Raw genomic sequence first — 18,530 nt, forward strand, 5'->3', positions numbered from 1 at the left:
ACACGAGAAGGTGCCTGGACCGTCCGGCGCCCCCGAGGCGCCACCGACTGCGAGGATGAGGGTTCCCGTCCACGGCCGGTCCGACACCTCCCCGCGGGGGCCGCGGGGGAGCGCCGGAGGAACGCGCAAGAAGGCACCGAAGAGGGTGCGGTCCAGGCTGTACGGTTCCCCGGCACGCCCAGGTGTTACACCGTTATTTCGGGACGTTCCTGAAATTTCCCGTCCGTTGGTGAAACGTTCTCAGGATTCGGGGAGCCGCAGCATGCGGTCGACCAACTGGTGGAGATGGGCCCGCAGGCGGGGCTTCGTCCTGGGGTTGTCCGGATCGGGCGGATCGGGCGGGGCCAGGGCCTCGCCGTGCAGGAAGCCGTACATGCTCCAGGCCAGCGTCCGCACCAGCAGGTCCAGGTCGGTGTCCCCCTCGATGAGCCCGTCCCTGACGGCGGTACGCAGCGCGTCCCGGGTGAGGTTGATGATCGGAATGGCGTACCGCTGTTCCAGGTCGGGGATGTCGGCGGCGTCGCCGAGCCAGCGGTGCATCCACAGCGCCGGGATCTGCGGGTTGGACAGGCACAGCTCCAGGTAGTCGTCCACGAGGGCGTGCATGGCCTCGGCGACCCCGGCGGCGTCGCGGGCGGGCAACGACGCCAGCGCCCCCTCGACGACGGTCCGCTGGGCCCGGCTCGTCCGCTCGATGACGGCGAGGTAGAGCGCGCGTTTGTCGCCGAACGTCTCGTGCAGCCATTCGAGGTCGAAGCCCATGGCCTCTGCCAGTCCCTGCAGGGTGGTGCCGTCATACCCGAACGCGGCGAAAAGCCGGGTCGCGAACTCTATGACCGCCTCGCTCTGCTGCTCATCCGCAGAAGTCATGGTTCGATTCAAGTCGTTGTCGCAGGTGGACGTAGCTAAGCGCCGGTTTTGGGGTGGTCAAACCTGTGTGCGCAATGGTCAGGCGTCCCACCGGTCCCGGGGCGGGCGACGCCGGGTGAAAAAATACTGCATCGAACGCTTATCTTCATGGGTTGCAATTTTTCTCTCAGTGAGGTTTTGTGGAGGCGAACATGCGCGTCCCACTTCGAAGGAGCACGCTGTGCACAAAGCCGATCTCGGCCCCGTGACCCTCTCCGTGGCTCGTCACGACACCTTCGATCCACCTCCTGAGCTGGCTGTCTGGCGCCAGGAGGCCCCGATCCGCCGCATGACCTACGCCGACGGCCACATCGGCTGGCTGGCGACGAGCCACTCGGCCGTCCGCGCGATCCTGGCCGACAACCGCTTCAGCAGCCGGGTCGAGGCCCAGCACCCGGCGCTGCCGCACATGGTCGAACAGCGGCAGCTTCCGATGCCCGCCGGTTTCTTCCTGCGGATGGACCCGCCGGACCACACCCGCCTGCGGCGGCTGCTGACCGGCCAGTTCACCGTGCGCAGGATGCGGCAGCTCGAACCGAGGATCGAGAAGATCGTCGCCGCGCGGCTGGACGAGATGGAGCGTCAGGGGGCGCCCGCCGACCTGGTGAGCGCGTTCGCGCTGCCCATCCCCTCGCTGGTGATCTGCGAGCTGCTCGGTGTCCCCTACACCGACCACGACCGCTTCCAGCACGACTCGGCGGTGATCGTCAGCCGGGAGGAGTCGAAGGAGAGCAAGCTGGCGGCGGTGACCGACCTGCTGACCTTCCTGCACGAACTGGTGCTCAGCAAGCGCGCGAAGCCGACCGACGACCTGCTCGGCGGCCTGGCGGAGAGCGACGAGCTGACGGACGACGAGATCACCGGGATCGCCCTGCTCCTGCTGGTCGCCGGGCACGAGACGACGGCGAACATGATCGCGCTCGGTACCTACACGCTGCTGTGCAACCCCCCGCAGCTGGCGGCGCTGCGTGCCGACCCCTCCCTGGCGGCGGGGGCCGCCGAGGAACTGCTGCGCTATCTGAGCATCATCGACTTCACGGTCAGGGGCGCCGTCGAGGACGTGGAGATCGAGGGGCAGACGATCAGGGCTGGTGAGACGGTGACGGTCTCGCTGCCCGCGGCCAACCGCGACCCCGAGCGCTTCGAGCGGCCGGACGACTTCGACGTCTTCCGGCAGTCGGGCGGACACCTGTCCTTCGGCCACGGCATCCACCAGTGCCTGGGCCAGCAGCTCGCCCGCAACGAGATGCGCATCGCCATCCCGGCCCTGCTCGAACGGCTGCCCGGCCTGCGCCTCGCCGTACCGGCCGAGGAGGTGCCGATGCGCTCCGACATGGCCATCTACGGCGTGCACCGGCTGCCGGTCGCCTGGTAGAAACCGAATGACCCCATAGATAACCCCATATGGGGTTATCTATGGGCTATAAAGGCTGTGGACAGTTCGGAGAACCGAAGGGACCGTGCGGTGGGGCGTGTGCTGCTGCTGGCGACCGGCGACACCATCGCCTACTCGACCGATCCCCGCAGCCCAGGGGTGGCCTCGGGCGCGCGGCTCCTCGAAACACTGCCGCCCGGCACGCTCACGGCCGAGGTGGTGGCCGAGGACGTCCAGGCGGAGCCGAGCTGGGACATGTCCCCCTCGACCATGCTGCTGCTCGCCCGCAAGGCCCGGGAGGCCGTTCTCGACCGGGGCTTCGACGGTGTCGTGATCACCCACGGTCTCGACACCGTCGAGGAGACGGCCTTCCTCACCGACCTGCTCGCCGGGCGGGCCGCGCACCACGGCGCGATCGTCCTGACCGGCGCGACGCGACCCTTCGACGCCCTGTCGCCGGACGGCCCGCGCAACCTGGCCTCCTCCCTGGCCGCCGCGGCCGACCCGGCGTTGTGCGGCGTGGGCGCCGTCGTGTGCGTCAACGACGAACTGCACGCCGCCCGCTGGGTCACCATGACCGACGCGACGGGCGTGTGCGCCATGTCCTCCGCCCCCGAACCGGTGCTCGGCCACGTGCACGGGGGACGGGCCGTGATCTCCACGCTCCCACCGGGCAGGCCGCCGACGGTCGCGGGCGACCCGGAGACGGACGTCGCCCTGGTCAAGACCTACCCGGGCATGGACACCGCGGCGCTCACCGCCCTCGTGGACGCGGGCGTCAGGGGCGTCGTGATCGAGGGAACCGGTGCGGGGAACATACCGGTCAGCCTGCTCACCGCGATCGACGAGCTGACCGGGTGGGGCATCCCGGTGGTCGTCACCTCCCGCGCCCGCACCCGCAGGGCGCCCCTCGACGAACTGGGCCTGGGCGCCGTCCTGGCCGCCAAGGTGGGCGCGGTCGGCGCGTACGGCCTCAGCCCGGCCAAGGCGCGCGTCGCGCTGATGGTCGCCCTAGGAACGGGCGGCGTCGACGCGGTGCGCGACTGGTTCGCCAGACTTTGAGCAGGGAAACTTAGATGTGGAGTGAAATGTCCACATCCTAGGGTTCGGGTATGGAACAGACCGCTGGTTCGGGTACGGGGCAAATCACTACATCGGACGACCGGATCGACCGCCGGGCACTGGCCGCGGCGGGGGTCACCGTACTGCTGTGGGCCTCCGCCTTCGTCGCCATCCGCGACGCCGCCCAGTACTTCGGCCCCGGAGCCCTGGCCCTCGGTCGCCTGCTCGCGGGCTCGGCCGTACTCCTCGTCATCTGGCTTGCGCGCGGCGGGGGACTGCCGTCCCGGGGTGCCTGGCCCGGCATCCTGGGCTCGGGCGTGCTGTGGTTCGGCCTCTACATGGTCGCCCTGAACTGGGGCGAGCACGAGGTGGACGCCGGAACCGCGGCCATGCTCGTCAACATCGGCCCCATCCTGATCGCGCTCCTCGGCGGCTGGATGCTGCGGGAGGGCTTCCCGCGCCGCCTGCTGGCCGGGATGGCGGTCTCCTTCGCGGGGGCCGCCGTGGTCGGGGTCTCCATGTCGGGCGCGGGCCGCGCCTCGATCCTGGGCGTCCTGCTGTGCCTGCTCGCCGCCGTGACGTACGCCGCCGGGGTGGTCTGCCAGAAGCCGGCCCTCAGGCACGGCTCCGCCATTCAGGTCACCACCTTCGGCTGTCTCGTCGGCACCGTGGTCTGCCTGCCGTTCGCCGGGCAGCTGGTCGAGCAGGTCGCCGCCGCCCCACCGGCCGCCACGCTGAACGTCGTCTACCTGGGCGTCTTCCCGACGGCCCTGGCCTTCACCACCTGGGCCTACGCGCTGGCCCGCACCACCGCGGGGAAGATGGGCGCGACCACCTACATCGTCCCCGCCCTGGTGGTCCTGATGGCCTGGGCGGTGCTCGGCGAGGTGCCCGGCTGGCTGACCCTGGCCGGCGGCCTGCTGTGCCTGGCGGGCGTCGCCGTCTCCCGCGGCGGCCCGCGTGCCACCACCCCGTCCTCGGTGCGGGCGGTACGGTCCCGGTAACGTGTCAGCCCGTTGCGTGATCCACGGGGACGGGGGGCGCACCCGCCCCGGGTGACTCGGGAGGCGCGGATGCGAGACCAGACGATCGGTGACTTTCTGCGGAGCCTGGCGGCCCGGGTACCCGCCCCCGGCGGGGGAGCCGGCGCGGCCCTGCACGCCGCGCAGGCCGCCGCGCTGCTGGGCATGGTCGCCCGCTACAGCGACGGCCCCAAGCAGGCCGGGCACGAGCGGCTGATCGGGCGGATCCTGACGGAGGCCGACACGCTGCGGGAACGCGCGCTCGAACTCGCCGAGGAGGACGCGGCGGCGTTCACCGCGGTCACCGACGCCTACCGGCTGCCGAAGGAGACCGACCAGGAGCGTACGGCCCGCTCGGCGGCGATCGCCGGAGCGCTGGCCGCCGCGGCCGGGCCACCCGCGGAGACCGTGGACGTCGCTCGCCGCCTGGTCGAGCTGGCCGGGGAACTGCTGCCCGTCGGCAACCGCAACGTCATCACCGACGTGGCCGCCGCCGCCGAGGCGGCCAGGGCCGCCGCGACCACGGCCAGGGTCAACGTCGAGATCAACCTCGGGGGCATCCGGGACGAGGCGGTCCGCGCCGAACTGGCCGGAAGGATCGCCGGGGTCGACGCCCTGGCCGCCGACGCCGACCGGGTCACCGCGACCGTCCGCGAGGAGATCAGCCGATGAGTACTGAGGGTCTGTCGGGTGCGGGGAACGTGCCGGGCGTCGAGAGCCGGGGGAGCGTCGAGAACGTGACAGGTGCGGGGAGTTCGGCGAGTTCGGCGCGGGAACTGTCCGGGCGGGGGCTCGCCACGGCCATCCGGACCGACGCGACGGAGCGGGCGGCGGCCCTCGTCGCCCGGGGACGCCCGGCGCGCCTGGCCGTCGTCACGGCCACCGACGACGAGGCCAGCGCCTGGTACGTGCGCTCCATCGTGAACGCCGCACGCAAGGTGGGCATCGAGTGCGAGGTCGCCGATCTCGGTCCGAGGGCCGGGGCGGGCGAGATCCGCGACCGTCTTGAGGCGCTGAGCGCCGACGAGTGGGTGAGCGGGATCATCCTGCAGACCCCGCTGCCGAAGGGGACGAAACTGGAGGACCTGGCCTCGGCCATCGTCCCCGCCAAGGACGTCGACGGCGCCAACCCGCTCTCCCTCGGTCGCCTGGCCGCCGGACTGCCCGCCTTCGCGCCCGCGACCGCCGAGGCGGTGGTCAGGCTCCTCGACCACCACGGCGTCCCGCTCGCGGGCCGGCACGCGGTCGTGGTCGGCCGCTCGACGGTGGTCGGCAAGCCCGCCGCCCACCTGCTGCTCGACCGCGACGCCACGGTGACCGTGTGCCACTCGCGGACCGCCGACCTGGCCGCGGTCACCTCGGCGGCCGACGTCCTGGTCGCGGCCGTCGGCCGGATCGGGCTCGTCACCCCCGACCACGTACGGCCCGGCGCGGTGGTCGTGGACGTGGGCACGAACCAGACCGAGGACGGCGGCCTCGCGGGCGACGTCGACCCCGCCGTGGCGACCAGGGCCTCGGCGCTGACACCCGTGCCGGGAGGCGTGGGACCGGTGACCACCGCCCTCCTGCTGGCTCACACGGTCCAGGCCGCGGAGACCCTGACCGAAGGCCGGTGACCCCTTCGGCCCTCACACCAAGTGACGGCCGTCGACGCGCGTGCCCCCGTTCAGGCCGGAACCGGGTGACGATCCCGGGCCCGGTGGAATGGGCCGACTCCGCGCCCGTCAGTACCGCGATTGGTTTTGTCCAGGTGGCGAATCGGGGTTCCAGACAATCCGTCGGCCGCTGACACTGGCCCCTGCCTGCCGTTATCCGCCCGGCGGGCCGACCTTTCCAGGCGACCGACAGGAGACATCCTGATGAGAAAACCAACCATCGTGGACGCGCCGACGACGGGCGCCGCGGCCGTGAACGTCGAATCCGGAATCCGGTCGGGGCGCAGGTTCTTCGGTGCCGGACCTTTCCGCGTCGCGTTCGTCACCCTCGTGGCGGGAGTACTCGCGCTCACGGTCACGCAGGGCACCGCACTGGCCGGAGACAACCTGGCTCGATGCCTTTCCGGGCAGGTCTGCCTCTATGAGGGCAGCCTGGCGGACAACGACATGGTCGACTCGTCCTACGGCACGCTGAGCCACTACGGATTGAAAGCGAACACGTCCTACTACGTCGTCAACAACGGAAACGCGAAGCGCGGACTCGACCACTACTACTTCGAACACGCGGGGAAGACCAAGTGCCTGCACTTCAACGTGGGGACGACCCTCAACCAGGGGTCGTGGGTGTATTTGCGCTCATCCCTCTACCAAATCCTGTCCGACCAGCGGTGGGGCGGCGAATGCCCCTAGATCTGCCGGTCTCCTCGCAGGGCGGAAGCGGCCGGACGCAAGATAGTCCGACGCGGCGGTCGTGACCGTCTGTGTTCTCGGAGTGGCGGTGCGGGCGGAGTTCACCAGGGCGGTGGACTCCGCCCGCACCGTCAGGATCCTCATGGCGCGTGAACGGTGCGTGAGACGAGACGCCCGGCGCGCGGCGCGGCCGAACCGCTGCCCACTCGATGTCCCGCCGGAGCCCCTCGCGTTCTTCGCCGGGATGAAGCCCGTACGGCCGGCGGGTCATGAGGCCGTACGGGTTCGCAGGAGGTCGAGGATCTCGGCCTGGCCGGTGCCCGTGCGTGACTCCGAGCGCGGGGCGCCGGTGGCGTCGCGCACCTCGACCACGAGCAGCGCGTCCCCTCCCTCGGCCTCCTCCCGGCGGACGGTGATCCGCGCCCCGGGAGGGGCGTGTTCCGTGGCCCGCGCGAGGGCCTCGGCCTCGACGTCGTGCCCGGCGCGCAGTTCGGCGAGTTCGACAGGGCGCCGCCCCTGACCGTCGGGCAGCTCCGGATCGGCGCCGCCGTCGAGCAGCGCCCTGACGACGGCCGCCGCGCCGTACGTCACGGCACGGCAGAGGGCGGTGCCGCCCGCGGAGTCGCGGACGGCGGAATCGGCGCCCCGGGCGAGCAGGGCCTCGACGACGGCCAGGTGCCCACCGGCCACGGCCCAGTGCAGGGCCGTCATCGCGTTCTCCTCGGCGTGCTCCCGCTGGTCGGGGTCGGCGCCGCCGTCGAGCAGCGCGGTCACCGTCTCGGCGTGTCCCCAGGACGCGGCGGCGCACAGCGGGAGCCCCTCGTGCTCGCCCCCGCTCTCAAGGCCGGGGTCGGCTCCGGCCGCCAGGAGCCGCCGCGTGATGCCCGCGTCCCCGTGTACGGCGGCGCGGTAGAGGGCCGTGGAGCCGTACGGATCGGGTGTGTCCGGGGCCAGGCCGTCGTCGAGTAGCCGCCCGACCGTCTCGGCGTCCCCGGTCGCCGCGGCCGTCACCAGTCGCTCCCCTGTCATGCGGTTCATTGTGCGTGGCGAAGTGTCCGTGATCTATGGGTTTTCCCGGTGATGATCTCCATTTCTGACTGTGGCGATAATTCATGGTTAACCCATAGAGATAGTAGATTTATTGAGCCCCGCCCAGAGGTCGCCGATCATCGGTTCACGTCATCGGGAGGATCTTCGGATGCATGTCACGGCCCGCAGTGACTACGCCATACGCGCGATGCTGGTGATCGCGGCCCATGACCCGGCCTCGGTCACCGCGGAGACGCTGGCCCGGGCTCAGAAGATCCCGCCGAGCTTCCTGAGGGGCATCCTGACCGACCTGCGGCGGGCCAACCTCGTCTTCGCCCAGCGGGGCAACGAGGGTGGGTTCACGCTGGCCAGGAGGGCGGAGGCCGTCTTCGTCGGCGACATCCTTCGGGCGGTCGGCGGAGGCTTCACCTCGGTGCGGGGCTTCTCGACGGCCGACATCGTCTACTTCGGCGAGGCGGTGCCGCTGCGCGCCGTCTGGCTGGACGTCGAGGCCTCCATCGGGGCCGTGGTGGACAGCGTCAGCCTCGCCACCCTCCTGGAGTCCCAGGGGGCCGAGGTCCCGCGGCGGCAGACGGCCTGAGGGACGGGTGCCGGGCGCGCCGTCACCGCGCTTTCCGTGCCGGGTTCCCTGACGGACCGGGGCATGCCGGCAGCGCCGGAACCCGGCCCCGGACGTCGGCCGGGCCCTCTGAGGGTCCGGCCGGACCACGGCGGGTGGCCGGGGCCCTGGAGGGCGGTCGGTCCCGGGTGCCGGACCGGCCCCGAGGGCGGCCCGATCCCCTGGGTCGGCCGGGCCCTCCGTGTCTCAGACGGGGATGGAGACCCCGAGGCCGCCCCGGGTCTGCGCGCCGTAGCGCTCCTTCTCCCTGGCGAGGTCGAGGGGCCTGATGTGGCTGCGGCCCTGCATCGTCTCCTCGGTGATCAGGTCGGCGGGCACGAGCCAGGACACCTCGAACTCGATCCCGTCGGGGTCCTTGGCGTACAGGGCCTTGGTGGTCGAGTGGTCGGAGGCGCCCACGAGGGAGTTCATCTCGGTGAGCTTGACCGCGATGCGCTCAAGCTCCTGGAGGGTGTCGACCTCCCAGGCGAGGTGGTAGAGCCCGACGGTCGTCCGCCCGGCGCCGGAGGGGCCCGCCTGGGCGCCGATCTCGAACAGGCCGAGGTCGTGGTCGTTGCTCGATCCGGGGGCCTGCAGGAACGCCGAGCCCCGGCCGCCCATGACGACCCGGAAGTCGAGGGCCTCCCGGTAGAAGGCGACGCTGCGCTCGACGTCGCGAACGAACAGGACGGCGTGGTTGAGCCGCTGGACCGGCATGTTTCCTCCCCGAAAAACTTTAACTCTCAAGTACACTATCCCCGTATGCTTGAAAGTTCAAGTAAAGTGGGCCTCGTGACCAGATGGCTTGACGACGAAGAGCAACGCGCGTGGCGCGCTTTCATGGGGGCCTCACAGTTCATCCACGAGGAACTGGACCGCCAGCTGCAACGCGACTCAAGTATGCCGCACACCTACTACATCATCCTGGTGAAGTTGTCCGAGGCGAAGGATCGCAGGATGCGGATGAGCGATCTGGCCACCGAGCTCAACTCCTCGCAGAGCAGGCTCTCACACGCGGTGTCCCGTCTTGAGGAGAGGGGCTGGGTACGGCGCGTGCCCTGCGCCGCCGACCGCCGCGTCAGCTGGGCCGAGCTCACCGATGGGGGGTTCGCCGCGCTCACCGCCGCCGCCCCCGGCCACGTCGAGGCCGTACGGCGCGTGCTGTTCGACCGGGTCGACTCCGAGCAGGTCAAGCGGCTCATGGAGATCTGCTCCGCGGTGCTCGACGACCGGGGGTGAACCTCCTCGCCGGTCCGGCGACACGCCCGCCGTGCCGTACGGCCCGGTCCGGTCGAGGCGCTGGAAGGGGCGGGGAACAGAAGGAGAATCCAGCCGGGTCCGTCCCCGTCCCGGGGCCGTCCGTCGTACCGTTTCCCCCGACCGATCGGCTCAACAGGGGGATGCGGAGATGGCGGAGAGTTCTCTGAGGCGGGCGAACGGTGAGCACGAGGCGAACCGCGCGCTCTTCGGAACCGTCCACGAGGTGGCGGTCCGGTACGCGGGGGCCGACGTCTCCCAGGTGATCGCCGTCCTGCGCGGCAGGCTCGCCGGGGTGCCGGGGATGGACGACCACGGCATCCGCAGGATCGCGGAGGAGATCAGCGTCGGCCGGGACCCGTCCGGGCTGTAGACCAGGGTGGGCCGTCCCGCCTCCGCCCACAGGCGGCACGGGGCGGCCCTTTCCGTCCACAGGCCTGTGGATGACTTTCCCCAGCTGGCACGGGGTTTCCACAGGGTGTGCGGAGTGGTTGTCCACAGCCTGTGCACAACGGGCCGGGATCAGGGGCGGCTCAGGGTCGGATCAGGGGCGGCGCCGGATGTGTCAGGGGCCCCTTCCGGGACAGTCTTGGGGCATGCTCGCGTTGAGAAGGCTCTACCCGCTGGTCGCCTGCGCCGGAATCGCGGTGGCCGTCGGGTCCATGGTCGTGGGACAGGTCGTCGCGACCACCCACTCCGACCCGTTCGCCCTGACGATCGGCGAGTACGCCGCGGTCGAGGGCAACGGGACGACCGAGCTGGCCATGATCTCACTGGCGGTCGCCTCCCTCGCGCTGGTCGCGGGACTGCGGGCGGCCAGGGCCCCGCTGGGGACGGCGGTCGAACGTCTGCTCGCGGTGTGGAGCGGCGCCCTGACCGTCATGGCGTTCGTGCCCGCGGGCGTTCCCGGCTCGGCGGGCGCCCTGGACGACTGGATGCGGGACCAGGTGCACGGCTACGCCTCGGCGGTGGCGTTCGTCGCGCTGCCCGTCGCGGGCGCGCTGATGGTCACGCGCCTCGGGGAGGACGAGCGGTGGAAGGCGGTGGCCAGGCCGGTCGAGTGGCTGGCGCTGGCCTGCGGTTTCGGGCTGGTCGCGGTCACCTACGTGGCGCTCCCCGGCGACCGCGTCTTCATCGGGCTGGCCGAGTGGGTGCTGCTCGCCGCCGAGATCGCCCTGGTCGCGGTGCTCGCCGTACGGCTGGCGCACCTGAGCCGGGCCGGGAGGACCGCCCGCGCGTCCCAGGCCGCGCTCGGCTGACTTGTCACTTTGCTTTACTAATTCATGACATGTCACAAATAGGATACGAATACACAGGCTTGTCAGTGCTATCCTCGTCGGCGATCTAGAGGTCGTCCGGAGCCCCCCACTTCGGCGCTCCGGGACCGAACCGATGAGGTGACATGGCATCGAGCAGACCCATCAGGTTCAAGATCTCGGCACTCCTGGCGATCCCGATCATCTCGCTGCTCGCCCTGTGGGGATTCGCGGCCACCGTGACGGTCGGCGACTCGATGAGCCTGCTCACGGTCTCCACCCTGTACGACACGGTCGGCAAACCCGGTGACGAGCTGAACAACGCCCTGCAGCACGAACACCTGCTCTCGGCCGAGTACCTCGCCTCCCGCACGGACTCGGCCAGGTCGGCCCTGGCCGTACAGCGGAACATCACCAACCAGGCACGCCAGCGCTTCCGCGAGCGGACGAACACCGAGTCGGCCAAGTCCGCGATGACCCCCGACATGCGCATCCGGTTCAACGAGGTGATGACCCGGATCAACGCCCTCGACGGGACCCGCGTCAAGGTGGACGGCGGCAGGATCGGCCTCGTCGGCCTCTCCAGGGACTTCTCCCTGGTGCCCGACGCGCTGAACCGGCTGTCGAGCATCATGAGCCTCAACAACGACCTGCCGCTCTTCCAGCAGTCACGAAGCCTCGGCATGGTCAGCTACGCCAAGGACCTGATGAGCCGCGAGCGGGCGCTGGCCGCCGGGGTGCTGGGCCTGGGCCGCCCGATGTCGCCGAGTGAGCTGCAGCTGTTCAACCAGCTCGCCACCAACCGGGTCTTCCTTCTCGAACAGGCCCTGCCCGACCTGGAGCCGAGGCTGCGCCTGCCGTTCGCCGGGATGATGACCTCGACGATCTACACCAGGTACACCGGCTTCGAGGAGACCATCCAGGAGGGGGAGCTCATCCCCGCCACCGAGTGGCGCTCGGCGGGTGACGACCTGGAGGCCGTCTACGAGCGGGCGCTGACCGCCGTCACCCTCTCCCTGGCCGACCGGGCGGCCCCGTCCGCCGCGACGACGTTCACCAGGGCGGGAATCGCGGGCGCGCTCGGCCTCGTCGCCGTCGTCGCCTCGCTGCTGGTCTCCTACCGGGTCGGCAGCGGGCTCACCCGCGAGCTCGCCGGGGTGCGCAGGGCCGCCATGGAGGTGGCCGAGGTGCGCCTGCCCCGCGTCATGGAGAAGCTCCGCAGGGGCGAGCCGGTGGACGTCGGTGTCGAGGCGCCGCCGCTCGAACCGCTGGGCAGCACGGCGGAGGTCCACGACGTGGCCGCCGCCTTCGACAGCGTCCAGCAGCGCGCCATGCAGTCGGCCGTCGACCAGGCCAAGCTGCGAGAGGGCGTCGCCCAGTCCTTCCGCAACCTCGCCAGGCGCAGCCAGTCCCTGCTGCAGCGTCAGCTCAAACTGCTCGACGGGATGCAGAAGCAGGCCGAGGACCCCGCCGCCCTGGAGAACCTCTTCCTGCTCGACCACCTGACCACCCGCATGCGCCGCCACGCCGAGGGCCTGGTCATCCTGTCCGGCGGGGCCTCCGGCCGTAAGTGGCGCTCCTCCGTCCTGATGGAGGACGTGCTGCGCGGCGCCGCCGCCCAGGTCGAGGACTACGCCCGGGTGCGGGTCTACCCCATGTCGGGCACCACCCTGATCGGCAGCGCGGTCGCGGACATGATGCACCTGTTCGCCGAGATCATCGAGAACGCCACCGTCTTCTCCCCTCCGGGAGGGGAGGTGTCGATCCGCGGTGAGCTGGTCGGCCGCGGGTTCGCGATCGAGATCGAGGACCGGGGCCTGGGCATGACCGCCGAGAAGCGGGCCTCCATCAACGAGCGCCTGGCCAGCCCGCCCGAGTTCGACCCGTCGGAGACCGACCGCCTCGGGTTCGCGGTCGTCGGCCTGCTCGCCGCCCGCTACGGGGTCAACGTGACGCTGCGGCCCTCGCCGTACGGCGGGACCGGGGTGGTCATCCTGCTTCCCGAGCACCTCCTGGGAGACCCGGAGCCCGTCGAGCCGGTCGTGCCGCTCAGGGCCGAGCACATGCCGCCGGTCGCCGCGCTGCCCCCGGTGTCCGCGGAGCACCGGTTCACCGAACCGGTGCTGCCGGTCCCCGCGGACCTGTGGAAGTCGTCGGTACGGCGCGGCACCGGGCTGCCCCGCAGGGTCCGCCAGGCGAACCTCTCACCGGGCCTGCGCCAGGACGACCAGCGCCAGGAGAACGACCAGACCTCAGGCGCCACCGAGCGCTCGCCCGAGGAGGCTCGGGCGCTGCTGAACTCCTTCCAGTCGGGATGGCGGCGCGGACGCGCCGAGAGCGAGGACGGCGGTGCCGAATGATGAGCTGGGGTAGTGAACCGAGGATCGCACCGAGTGTGATCGTCACAGGGGAAGGGGTTTGAGCACGTGCCGGGTGAGCTTTATTGGCTTCTGGATGACTTCGTCACGAGTGTGGCGGACGTCTCCCACGCGCTGATCCTGTCGAACGACGGGTTGATGATGGCCTCCTCCCGAGGTCTGAGCAAGGAGGACGCCGACCACCTGTCGGCCGTCGCCTCCGGCTTCCAGAGCCTCGCCAAGGGGACAAGCATGCAGTTCGGCGGCGGCGCCGTACGGCAGACCATGGTGGAGATGGACTCGGCGTTCCTCTTCGTCACCTCGGCGGGCCAGGGCAGCTGCCTCGCCGTCATGACCAGCGGCGCCGCGGACGTGGGCCTCATCGCCTACGAGATGGCCCGCCTCGTGACCCGTGTCGGCCAGCATCTGGCCACCGCACCCCGGGTGGCGGGCCAATGAGCGACGACGTCGAGTGGGTCGACGAGGAGGCCGGGCCCGTCGTCCGTCCCTACGCGCTGACCGGCGGCCGGACCGCGACCTCGACGTCCTCGTCCGCGTTCGACCTGCTGTCCATGGTGGTCGCCAACGGCTCGGTGATCTCCGCGGGCTCACACCTGGGCTCGGAGCACCGGCGGTTGCTCGGCCTGATGAAGCGCACCAGGCCCATCGTCGAGGTCGCCTCTGAGTCGGGCCTGCCGATCGGCGTGATCAAGGTCCTCCTCGGCGACCTGCTCGACCAGGGGTTGATCCTCGTGCGCTCCCCGCTTCCCGCCAACACCTCTCCCGCGGAGGGGCTGCTGCGAGAGGTGATCAGCGGCCTGCGGGCCTTGTAACGTCCTTCCCGTACGGCCCGGCGGGGGTGGGGTGGCCGGCCGTACGACCCAGGACGACTTCGGAGGCCCCGTGCACCGTCGGAGGGCACGGGGAAAGCTCCTCCCGGCTTCTCAGGTCTTTTCGGGCTACGCCCTGAACGCGCAGACCAGGGTGGTCAGCCCACCCCGTCGATACAGATGGTCACACCGGGACGACTAACGCGCCCTGAGTGACAGGCTTCCTCCGGTCACAGTCCGCTTCCTCGAAGAGACGACTCTTGGAGAACGCGACGGCCTCAGCCCCGGGTTCCCGCCTCCTCGGGTGACCTGACGCCCTTCGCGAAACCGCCACGGTGGGCGCGGTAGGCCAGGTAACCGGCGACCAACAGGTCGTACAGCACGCAGGCCGTCGGAAGGTCGGTCAGCGGCGGCTCAAGATGACGGGGCACCACGACGTCCCACACCGGGTGCAGCACCCAGGCGGCCACCAGGAACCACGGCGACCGGAACACCCCCAGCAGGGCCAGTGCCACCACCACCCCGGACGCCGCGTACTCCACCCCGCCACCGGCCAGGTAGGTCGGCGCGAGAATCCCCACGGTGACGGCGCTCCAGGCCGCCAGTTCGGTCCTGCCGGGCAACCGGCACAGCGCCAGGACGAGCACCACCCCCAACGGCGCCGCCGCCACCACGAGCAACCCGGCCCGCGCCACGGCCCCGATGGCGTACGACATCGCCACCATGACCACCACGACGTAGAGCGCCCACCCGGCCTTCACCCACACCCGTCCGCCCATACTCGGCCCTCCTGTCTTTACCTCAGGAGTCGTCGGCGACCGGGCCGGAGTTCCGGGAAGGTCTCACGCGTTTGGCCGGGTGCGCCGTACGCGGGCCGTACGACCCTGAAAGGCCGGGCAGAATGATTCGCGGAGGAGGCTGAATCCGTGACGGCAGACGACCTGTATCAATTGCTCCGCTCGTACGATCCCAGTGACGTTTCGATGCAGCAGTTCCACGCCGTCTGGGTGGAGTCCATCCCTGTCGAGGAAGCGGTCGTCATTTTGAACGGCGATCCGGCCTCCGGGACGCGGGACGGTTTTCTCGGGTGGGGGACGGGTTCCGACGGAGGAGGCGAAGAGGCGGCAGGTCTGCTGGCAGGGCAGGTCGGTGACTGGATTCTGGTCATCGGTGACCACCGTTCCACGGAGGATGAAGCGCTGCTCGCGCTGTCACGATGTGGCAGGCGCGCTCTGGCCATCCGCTGGGATCTTCATGGTGAGAACACATTGAAATTCGCCGAAGACGGGAAGCTGATCACGGTCATTGACATCTTCGACACCGGCGAACGGTCCGGCACCGATCCGAACGCCCTCGACCCGTACCTCTACGGTCTCCGTTTCAACATCGACGACGACATCCCAGGAGAACCCGCCGTCGAGCCCGGTGAAAGCCTCACATCCGCCCTGACCGCGATCGGCCGAATGGTCGGCCACCGCATCGACAGAGAATGGCTGGAGGCCACACACACCACGTATGTCGTACCGGCCGGCGACCCTGATTGACGGCCCCCTGGAGGGTTCCCCGCAGTGCGGGTGACGGTCTCTCTGTTCGTCCTGGTGAACATCACAGCGGCCGTCCTCGTGGCCAGGCTGTCCCACCGAAGGCTGACGCCTATCCGCAGGGACTCGGCCGCGCCAGGACAGAGACCCGCGCCGCGGCCGACCCTCCGACCCCAACCGGTAACCGCCCACAACGCGGGGAACCGTGAACTCTTCAGGGTGATGAGTGACGTGACCAGGTCGTCGAGAACACGCGCCTGCGGTTGTTGCGAACCCTTCAGGGTGATGAGCGACCGCTTACGTCCGTCAGGCGTGGCCGTCGATCCAGGGTTGCGAACCCTTCAGGGTGATGAGCGACCCGAGGGTAAAGTCCCAGGTCAGGCCGGGCGCTGTGGAAGCGGGATACGTGGTTTCTGCGGCGGTCCGGCGGTAGTGCAGCGGTGCAGGTCAGAGCGTTGATCATCTTTGCGCTTGGTCGAGTCCATCAACGTTTCCGTAGCGTAGCCCTACGGAGCGGGAAACAGCGATCGGGATGACCGGTCGCCGGGGACGGGGCAAGTGGGTGTTCTCCTGGGTCGGGTTACGGTACCGGTTCCCAGGTCCAGGGGCGGGGGCCACGTTCTCCTCGCAGGCAGGCGAGTCTGTGGGCGATCTCCGGGTGACGGGCCGGGTTCTCCCCGGCGACCTGGGCGGCCATGCATGTCATGCGGAACTCGCGGATGTCGCGCAGGGTCTCGAAGCCCGGCCAGGTGACGACGTCGTGTCCGTAGGAGGCGACGAACCTGCGGTAGTCCTCACCGCTGATTCCGGCCAGGGTGAAGGTCTTGACGGCGGTGGAGGTCAGGTCCCATTCGGGTGGTCCGGCCGAGCAACGTTCCAGGTCGAGCAGTACCACCCGGCCGTCGTCGGTACCCACGACGTTGCCGATCCAGGCGTCGCCGTGCACGACGCTGTCGGGCAGCCCGGCCGGGAGCGTCCGCCAGCGGGTGCGTAGCTCGGCCAGTCGCTCCCGCATCCACTGCCGGTCGTCTTCGGTCAGGGTGAAGGCCCGGTCGATCCGTTCGGTGAGCCGGACGAACGGGTCCAGTCTGCCGATGTCGAAGTCGGTCGGGATCGGCAGGTCGTGGAGGCGGCGCAGGGCGGCGGCGACCTCCACGGCGGTGCCGTGCCGGTGGGGCGGTAGTTCCCGCCACCAGGTGACCGCGCGGCCGTTGACATCGACCGGCTGGTCGAGACCGGGCACGGTGTGGACGGCGGGCACCTGGTGGGTTTCCAGCCAGCGGGCGATGCGCACCTCGCGGGTGGCTGCGGCGACCTGCCCGGCCCGCGCGACGCGGGCGACGATCCCGCCGGGCAGCCGGTAGAGGGCGTTCTCGCCCAGACGCATCAGTTCCGCCCCGACGGTGTCGATCTCGGCAGTACGGCAGGCCTCTTCGAGTACGGCTCTGGCCTCGGTCTCCACCTCGTGGGCGAGGGTCATGCCTGGATCACCGTCCGGATCTGGTGGCGAAGCTCGGCGACGGGTGTTCGCGCTTGGTGCGGAAGAGCGATGCGGTTCAACTCTCGCATATCGTCTCGTGCCCGGCGTGAACGTATCCGGCCCGCGTCGATGAGCGCCGCCTTGCCGATCGTCGCGGCGTGGTCGGGGTCACCGGTCGCCATGGTGAGGGAGGCGAGTTTGATGCCGCTGATCGCGCGGGAGCGGACGTAGGGCGCGATGTGTCCCTCGACGGCGGCGCTGAGCCGTGTTGAGGCATCCGCCGCGTACCGGCCGTCGATCTGTACGGCCAGATCGAAAAGGGCATGGCCGGTGTCACCGGCGTGCTGGGCGGCGTCGTAGTAGCGCATCCACGGCGCTTCGTCCGCCGGGCGGATCTGGGAGAACTGGTCATCGGCGCGACCTACCGACTTCAGCGTCTCCTCCGGCATGCCGAGCTTCGCGGTCGCACGAGCACGGGCGGTGTACAGCATGGCGCGCTCGGCGGGAGTAAGCCGATCGGCGCGGACCAGGGCGAGCTCGACGAGGGTCAGCCCGTCGTCGGCGTCGCCGCACCAGATGGCCTGCCGGGCCATGAGCGACAGAACCTTGGCTCGTAGATGCCAGTCCTGCGCCTCCTCCGCGCAGGACAGGGCGAAGCGGAACATCTTGCGAGCGTCGTCATGAGCGTAGGCATCGAACGCCATGGCCGCTCCAGAGTGGGCGAGCCACCCGACCGCCGTGTACAGCTCCTCGCGCAGCGAACGCGGACAGGTGGCACATTGCAGTAGCGACACCGAGTAGCGCAGCTGAGCGTTGACGGCCTCACGCACGAGGCTGCCGCCATAGGTGTGATCCCACGCCGAGAACACTCCGGCGAGAACCCGAAGCTCGTGGATGTCGGCCGCCTGCACAGTGTTGGGAATCTCAACAGCACGTCCCAACTGGGACAGGTCAGTCAGCGAGACGGACAGAGCAGCACCCAGCACCGTGCGAAAGAACGTCTTGCGGTTCACATCTCCCTCGTCTCTTGTCTCCGGCGCGATGTCCACTTTCCTCGCCCGCCAGAACCCCAGAGCCGCGTCGGTCTCGACTCCCAGGACCGCTCGCAGCCCCTCCCGGTAGTCCGCCTGAGGCCAGCGCACCAGACCGCGTTCCAGCTTCCCCAGATAGTTCGCGGTCAGACAGGTCACGCGCTGGTGCCTCTGGTAGATCCAGGCGTTGACGAGATCGGCCAGCTCCTGTCGGCTGGTGGGCTGACCAGGAGCCACCGGGGAGAGCAGGCGTTCCCGAGCCTCACGCAAAGCATCGTTACGGTCCGGCATCGAGCCGCTCCTTTCCGAGAGTGACACGCAGCCGCATCGTCGCATAGGCCAGGAAAGTGCGCCCGCCGATCTGCCCCTGATCTGCCCCTTGACTGCCCGCTGATCTGGTGTTCCCACACGGCCCGC

20 protein-coding genes are annotated in these 18,530 nt (G+C 70.1%); 14 read left to right on the forward strand and 6 right to left on the reverse strand.

Annotated features, from left to right (window positions below; all coding sequences use genetic code 11):
- Positions 1–240 precede the first annotated feature (240 nt).
- Complete coding sequence (locus ACIBVQ_RS09775) at positions 241–870, reverse strand: TetR/AcrR family transcriptional regulator (RefSeq protein WP_399176724.1); 630 nt, start codon at positions 868–870, stop codon at positions 241–243.
- Between the two features lie 220 nt (positions 871–1,090).
- On the opposite strand from ACIBVQ_RS09775, the gene ACIBVQ_RS09780 reads away from it, so the two are divergent.
- From ACIBVQ_RS09780 to ACIBVQ_RS09805, 6 genes are all read left to right on the forward strand, one after another.
- The gene (locus tag ACIBVQ_RS09780) at positions 1,091–2,284 is read left to right on the forward strand and encodes a cytochrome P450 (RefSeq protein WP_352011198.1); all 1,194 of its coding nucleotides are present in this window, start codon (positions 1,091–1,093) and stop codon (positions 2,282–2,284) included.
- 90 nt (positions 2,285–2,374) lie between these two features.
- A complete protein-coding gene (locus tag ACIBVQ_RS09785; RefSeq protein ID WP_362781619.1) occupies positions 2,375–3,346 on the forward strand; it encodes an asparaginase in 972 nt (323 codons plus the stop codon).
- 50 nt (positions 3,347–3,396) lie between these two features.
- Complete coding sequence (locus ACIBVQ_RS09790) at positions 3,397–4,350, forward strand: DMT family transporter (RefSeq protein WP_362912205.1); 954 nt, start codon at positions 3,397–3,399, stop codon at positions 4,348–4,350.
- Between the two features lie 69 nt (positions 4,351–4,419).
- Positions 4,420–5,040: a cyclodeaminase/cyclohydrolase family protein gene (locus ACIBVQ_RS09795; RefSeq protein WP_362912207.1), complete on the forward strand. Its 621-nt coding sequence runs from the start codon at positions 4,420–4,422 to the stop codon at positions 5,038–5,040.
- On the forward strand, positions 5,037–5,984 hold the full coding sequence (locus tag ACIBVQ_RS09800) for a bifunctional 5,10-methylenetetrahydrofolate dehydrogenase/5,10-methenyltetrahydrofolate cyclohydrolase (protein WP_399176726.1): 948 nt from the start codon (positions 5,037–5,039) through the stop codon (positions 5,982–5,984). Before ACIBVQ_RS09795 ends, ACIBVQ_RS09800 begins: the two co-directional genes overlap by 4 nt.
- A 243-nt stretch (positions 5,985–6,227) precedes the next feature.
- Positions 6,228–6,713: a hypothetical protein gene (locus tag ACIBVQ_RS09805; RefSeq protein WP_399176729.1), complete on the forward strand. Its 486-nt coding sequence runs from the start codon at positions 6,228–6,230 to the stop codon at positions 6,711–6,713.
- Between the two features lie 267 nt (positions 6,714–6,980).
- On the opposite strand, the gene ACIBVQ_RS09810 is transcribed toward ACIBVQ_RS09805, so the two are convergent.
- On the reverse strand, positions 6,981–7,742 hold the full coding sequence (locus ACIBVQ_RS09810) for an ankyrin repeat domain-containing protein (protein ID WP_362781627.1): 762 nt from the start codon (positions 7,740–7,742) through the stop codon (positions 6,981–6,983).
- Positions 7,743–7,911: 169 nt separating this feature from the next.
- Here ACIBVQ_RS09810 and ACIBVQ_RS09815 point away from each other — a divergent pair, with 169 nt between their 5' ends.
- Positions 7,912–8,343, forward strand: a complete 432-nt coding sequence (locus ACIBVQ_RS09815; protein ID WP_362912213.1) for an Rrf2 family transcriptional regulator — start codon at positions 7,912–7,914, stop codon at positions 8,341–8,343.
- 225 nt (positions 8,344–8,568) lie between these two features.
- On the opposite strand, the gene ACIBVQ_RS09820 is transcribed toward ACIBVQ_RS09815, so the two are convergent.
- Positions 8,569–9,078 (reverse strand): VOC family protein, encoded by a 510-nt coding sequence (locus ACIBVQ_RS09820; RefSeq protein WP_399176732.1) that lies wholly within the window; start codon positions 9,076–9,078, stop codon positions 8,569–8,571.
- Between the two features lie 75 nt (positions 9,079–9,153).
- Between ACIBVQ_RS09820 and ACIBVQ_RS09825 the strand changes: the two genes are divergently transcribed.
- The 6 genes from ACIBVQ_RS09825 to ACIBVQ_RS09850 all read left to right on the forward strand — a co-directional run bounded on the left by ACIBVQ_RS09825 (position 9,154) and on the right by ACIBVQ_RS09850 (position 14,064).
- The gene (locus ACIBVQ_RS09825) at positions 9,154–9,600 is read left to right on the forward strand and encodes a MarR family winged helix-turn-helix transcriptional regulator (protein ID WP_399176734.1); all 447 of its coding nucleotides are present in this window, start codon (positions 9,154–9,156) and stop codon (positions 9,598–9,600) included.
- Positions 9,601–9,769: 169 nt separating this feature from the next.
- Complete coding sequence (locus tag ACIBVQ_RS09830) at positions 9,770–9,991, forward strand: hypothetical protein (RefSeq protein ID WP_352011188.1); 222 nt, start codon at positions 9,770–9,772, stop codon at positions 9,989–9,991.
- 223 nt (positions 9,992–10,214) lie between these two features.
- Complete coding sequence (locus tag ACIBVQ_RS09835) at positions 10,215–10,877, forward strand: DUF998 domain-containing protein (RefSeq protein WP_362781636.1); 663 nt, start codon at positions 10,215–10,217, stop codon at positions 10,875–10,877.
- A gap of 143 nt (positions 10,878–11,020) precedes the next feature.
- Positions 11,021–13,234, forward strand: coding sequence for a nitrate- and nitrite sensing domain-containing protein (locus ACIBVQ_RS09840; protein ID WP_399176736.1), 2,214 nt, complete (start codon positions 11,021–11,023; stop codon positions 13,232–13,234).
- A gap of 66 nt (positions 13,235–13,300) precedes the next feature.
- Positions 13,301–13,690, forward strand: coding sequence for a roadblock/LC7 domain-containing protein (locus tag ACIBVQ_RS09845; protein WP_184725372.1), 390 nt, complete (start codon positions 13,301–13,303; stop codon positions 13,688–13,690).
- Positions 13,687–14,064, forward strand: coding sequence for a DUF742 domain-containing protein (locus ACIBVQ_RS09850; protein ID WP_352011185.1), 378 nt, complete (start codon positions 13,687–13,689; stop codon positions 14,062–14,064). Before ACIBVQ_RS09845 ends, ACIBVQ_RS09850 begins: the two co-directional genes overlap by 4 nt.
- A gap of 275 nt (positions 14,065–14,339) precedes the next feature.
- Here ACIBVQ_RS09850 and ACIBVQ_RS09855 read toward each other — a convergent pair whose 3' ends face one another.
- Positions 14,340–14,840: a DUF6010 family protein gene (locus ACIBVQ_RS09855; RefSeq protein ID WP_362781639.1), complete on the reverse strand. Its 501-nt coding sequence runs from the start codon at positions 14,838–14,840 to the stop codon at positions 14,340–14,342.
- Positions 14,841–14,987: 147 nt separating this feature from the next.
- Here ACIBVQ_RS09855 and ACIBVQ_RS09860 point away from each other — a divergent pair, with 147 nt between their 5' ends.
- Complete coding sequence (locus tag ACIBVQ_RS09860; protein WP_399176739.1) at positions 14,988–15,605, forward strand: DUF6461 domain-containing protein; 618 nt, start codon at positions 14,988–14,990, stop codon at positions 15,603–15,605.
- Positions 15,606–16,182: 577 nt separating this feature from the next.
- Here the strand turns inward: ACIBVQ_RS09860 and ACIBVQ_RS09865 are convergent.
- Together ACIBVQ_RS09865 and ACIBVQ_RS09870 are read right to left on the reverse strand one after the other, a co-directional pair.
- Positions 16,183–17,082, reverse strand: a complete 900-nt coding sequence (locus tag ACIBVQ_RS09865; RefSeq protein WP_399176741.1) for a phosphotransferase family protein — start codon at positions 17,080–17,082, stop codon at positions 16,183–16,185.
- On the reverse strand, positions 17,079–18,404 hold the full coding sequence (locus ACIBVQ_RS09870; protein ID WP_399176743.1) for a hypothetical protein: 1,326 nt from the start codon (positions 18,402–18,404) through the stop codon (positions 17,079–17,081). The genes ACIBVQ_RS09865 and ACIBVQ_RS09870 overlap by 4 nt, the downstream gene beginning before the upstream one ends.
- Between the last annotated feature and the right edge of the window lie 126 nt (positions 18,405–18,530).

It is taken from the genome of Streptosporangium sp. NPDC049376 (assembly GCF_044466505.1).
In the GTDB taxonomy this organism is placed as follows: domain Bacteria; phylum Actinomycetota; class Actinomycetes; order Streptosporangiales; family Streptosporangiaceae; genus Streptosporangium.

Coding starts and splice junctions, on each gene's coding strand:
- ACIBVQ_RS09805 (WP_399176729.1), top strand. CDS start 6,228: ATGAGAAAACCAACCATCGTGGACGCGCCGACGACGGGCGCCGCGGCC.
- ACIBVQ_RS09775 (WP_399176724.1), bottom strand. CDS start 870: ATGACTTCTGCGGATGAGCAGCAGAGCGAGGCGGTCATAGAGTTCGCG.
- ACIBVQ_RS09850 (WP_352011185.1), top strand. CDS start 13,687: ATGAGCGACGACGTCGAGTGGGTCGACGAGGAGGCCGGGCCCGTCGTC.
- ACIBVQ_RS09790 (WP_362912205.1), top strand. CDS start 3,397: ATGGAACAGACCGCTGGTTCGGGTACGGGGCAAATCACTACATCGGAC.
- ACIBVQ_RS09865 (WP_399176741.1), bottom strand. CDS start 17,082: ATGACCCTCGCCCACGAGGTGGAGACCGAGGCCAGAGCCGTACTCGAA.
- ACIBVQ_RS09810 (WP_362781627.1), bottom strand. CDS start 7,742: ATGACAGGGGAGCGACTGGTGACGGCCGCGGCGACCGGGGACGCCGAG.
- ACIBVQ_RS09840 (WP_399176736.1), top strand. CDS start 11,021: ATGGCATCGAGCAGACCCATCAGGTTCAAGATCTCGGCACTCCTGGCG.
- ACIBVQ_RS09835 (WP_362781636.1), top strand. CDS start 10,215: ATGCTCGCGTTGAGAAGGCTCTACCCGCTGGTCGCCTGCGCCGGAATC.
- ACIBVQ_RS09830 (WP_352011188.1), top strand. CDS start 9,770: ATGGCGGAGAGTTCTCTGAGGCGGGCGAACGGTGAGCACGAGGCGAAC.
- ACIBVQ_RS09795 (WP_362912207.1), top strand. CDS start 4,420: ATGCGAGACCAGACGATCGGTGACTTTCTGCGGAGCCTGGCGGCCCGG.
- ACIBVQ_RS09815 (WP_362912213.1), top strand. CDS start 7,912: ATGCATGTCACGGCCCGCAGTGACTACGCCATACGCGCGATGCTGGTG.
- ACIBVQ_RS09855 (WP_362781639.1), bottom strand. CDS start 14,840: ATGGGCGGACGGGTGTGGGTGAAGGCCGGGTGGGCGCTCTACGTCGTG.
- ACIBVQ_RS09870 (WP_399176743.1), bottom strand. CDS start 18,404: ATGCCGGACCGTAACGATGCTTTGCGTGAGGCTCGGGAACGCCTGCTC.
- ACIBVQ_RS09800 (WP_399176726.1), top strand. CDS start 5,037: ATGAGTACTGAGGGTCTGTCGGGTGCGGGGAACGTGCCGGGCGTCGAG.
- ACIBVQ_RS09820 (WP_399176732.1), bottom strand. CDS start 9,078: ATGCCGGTCCAGCGGCTCAACCACGCCGTCCTGTTCGTTCGCGACGTC.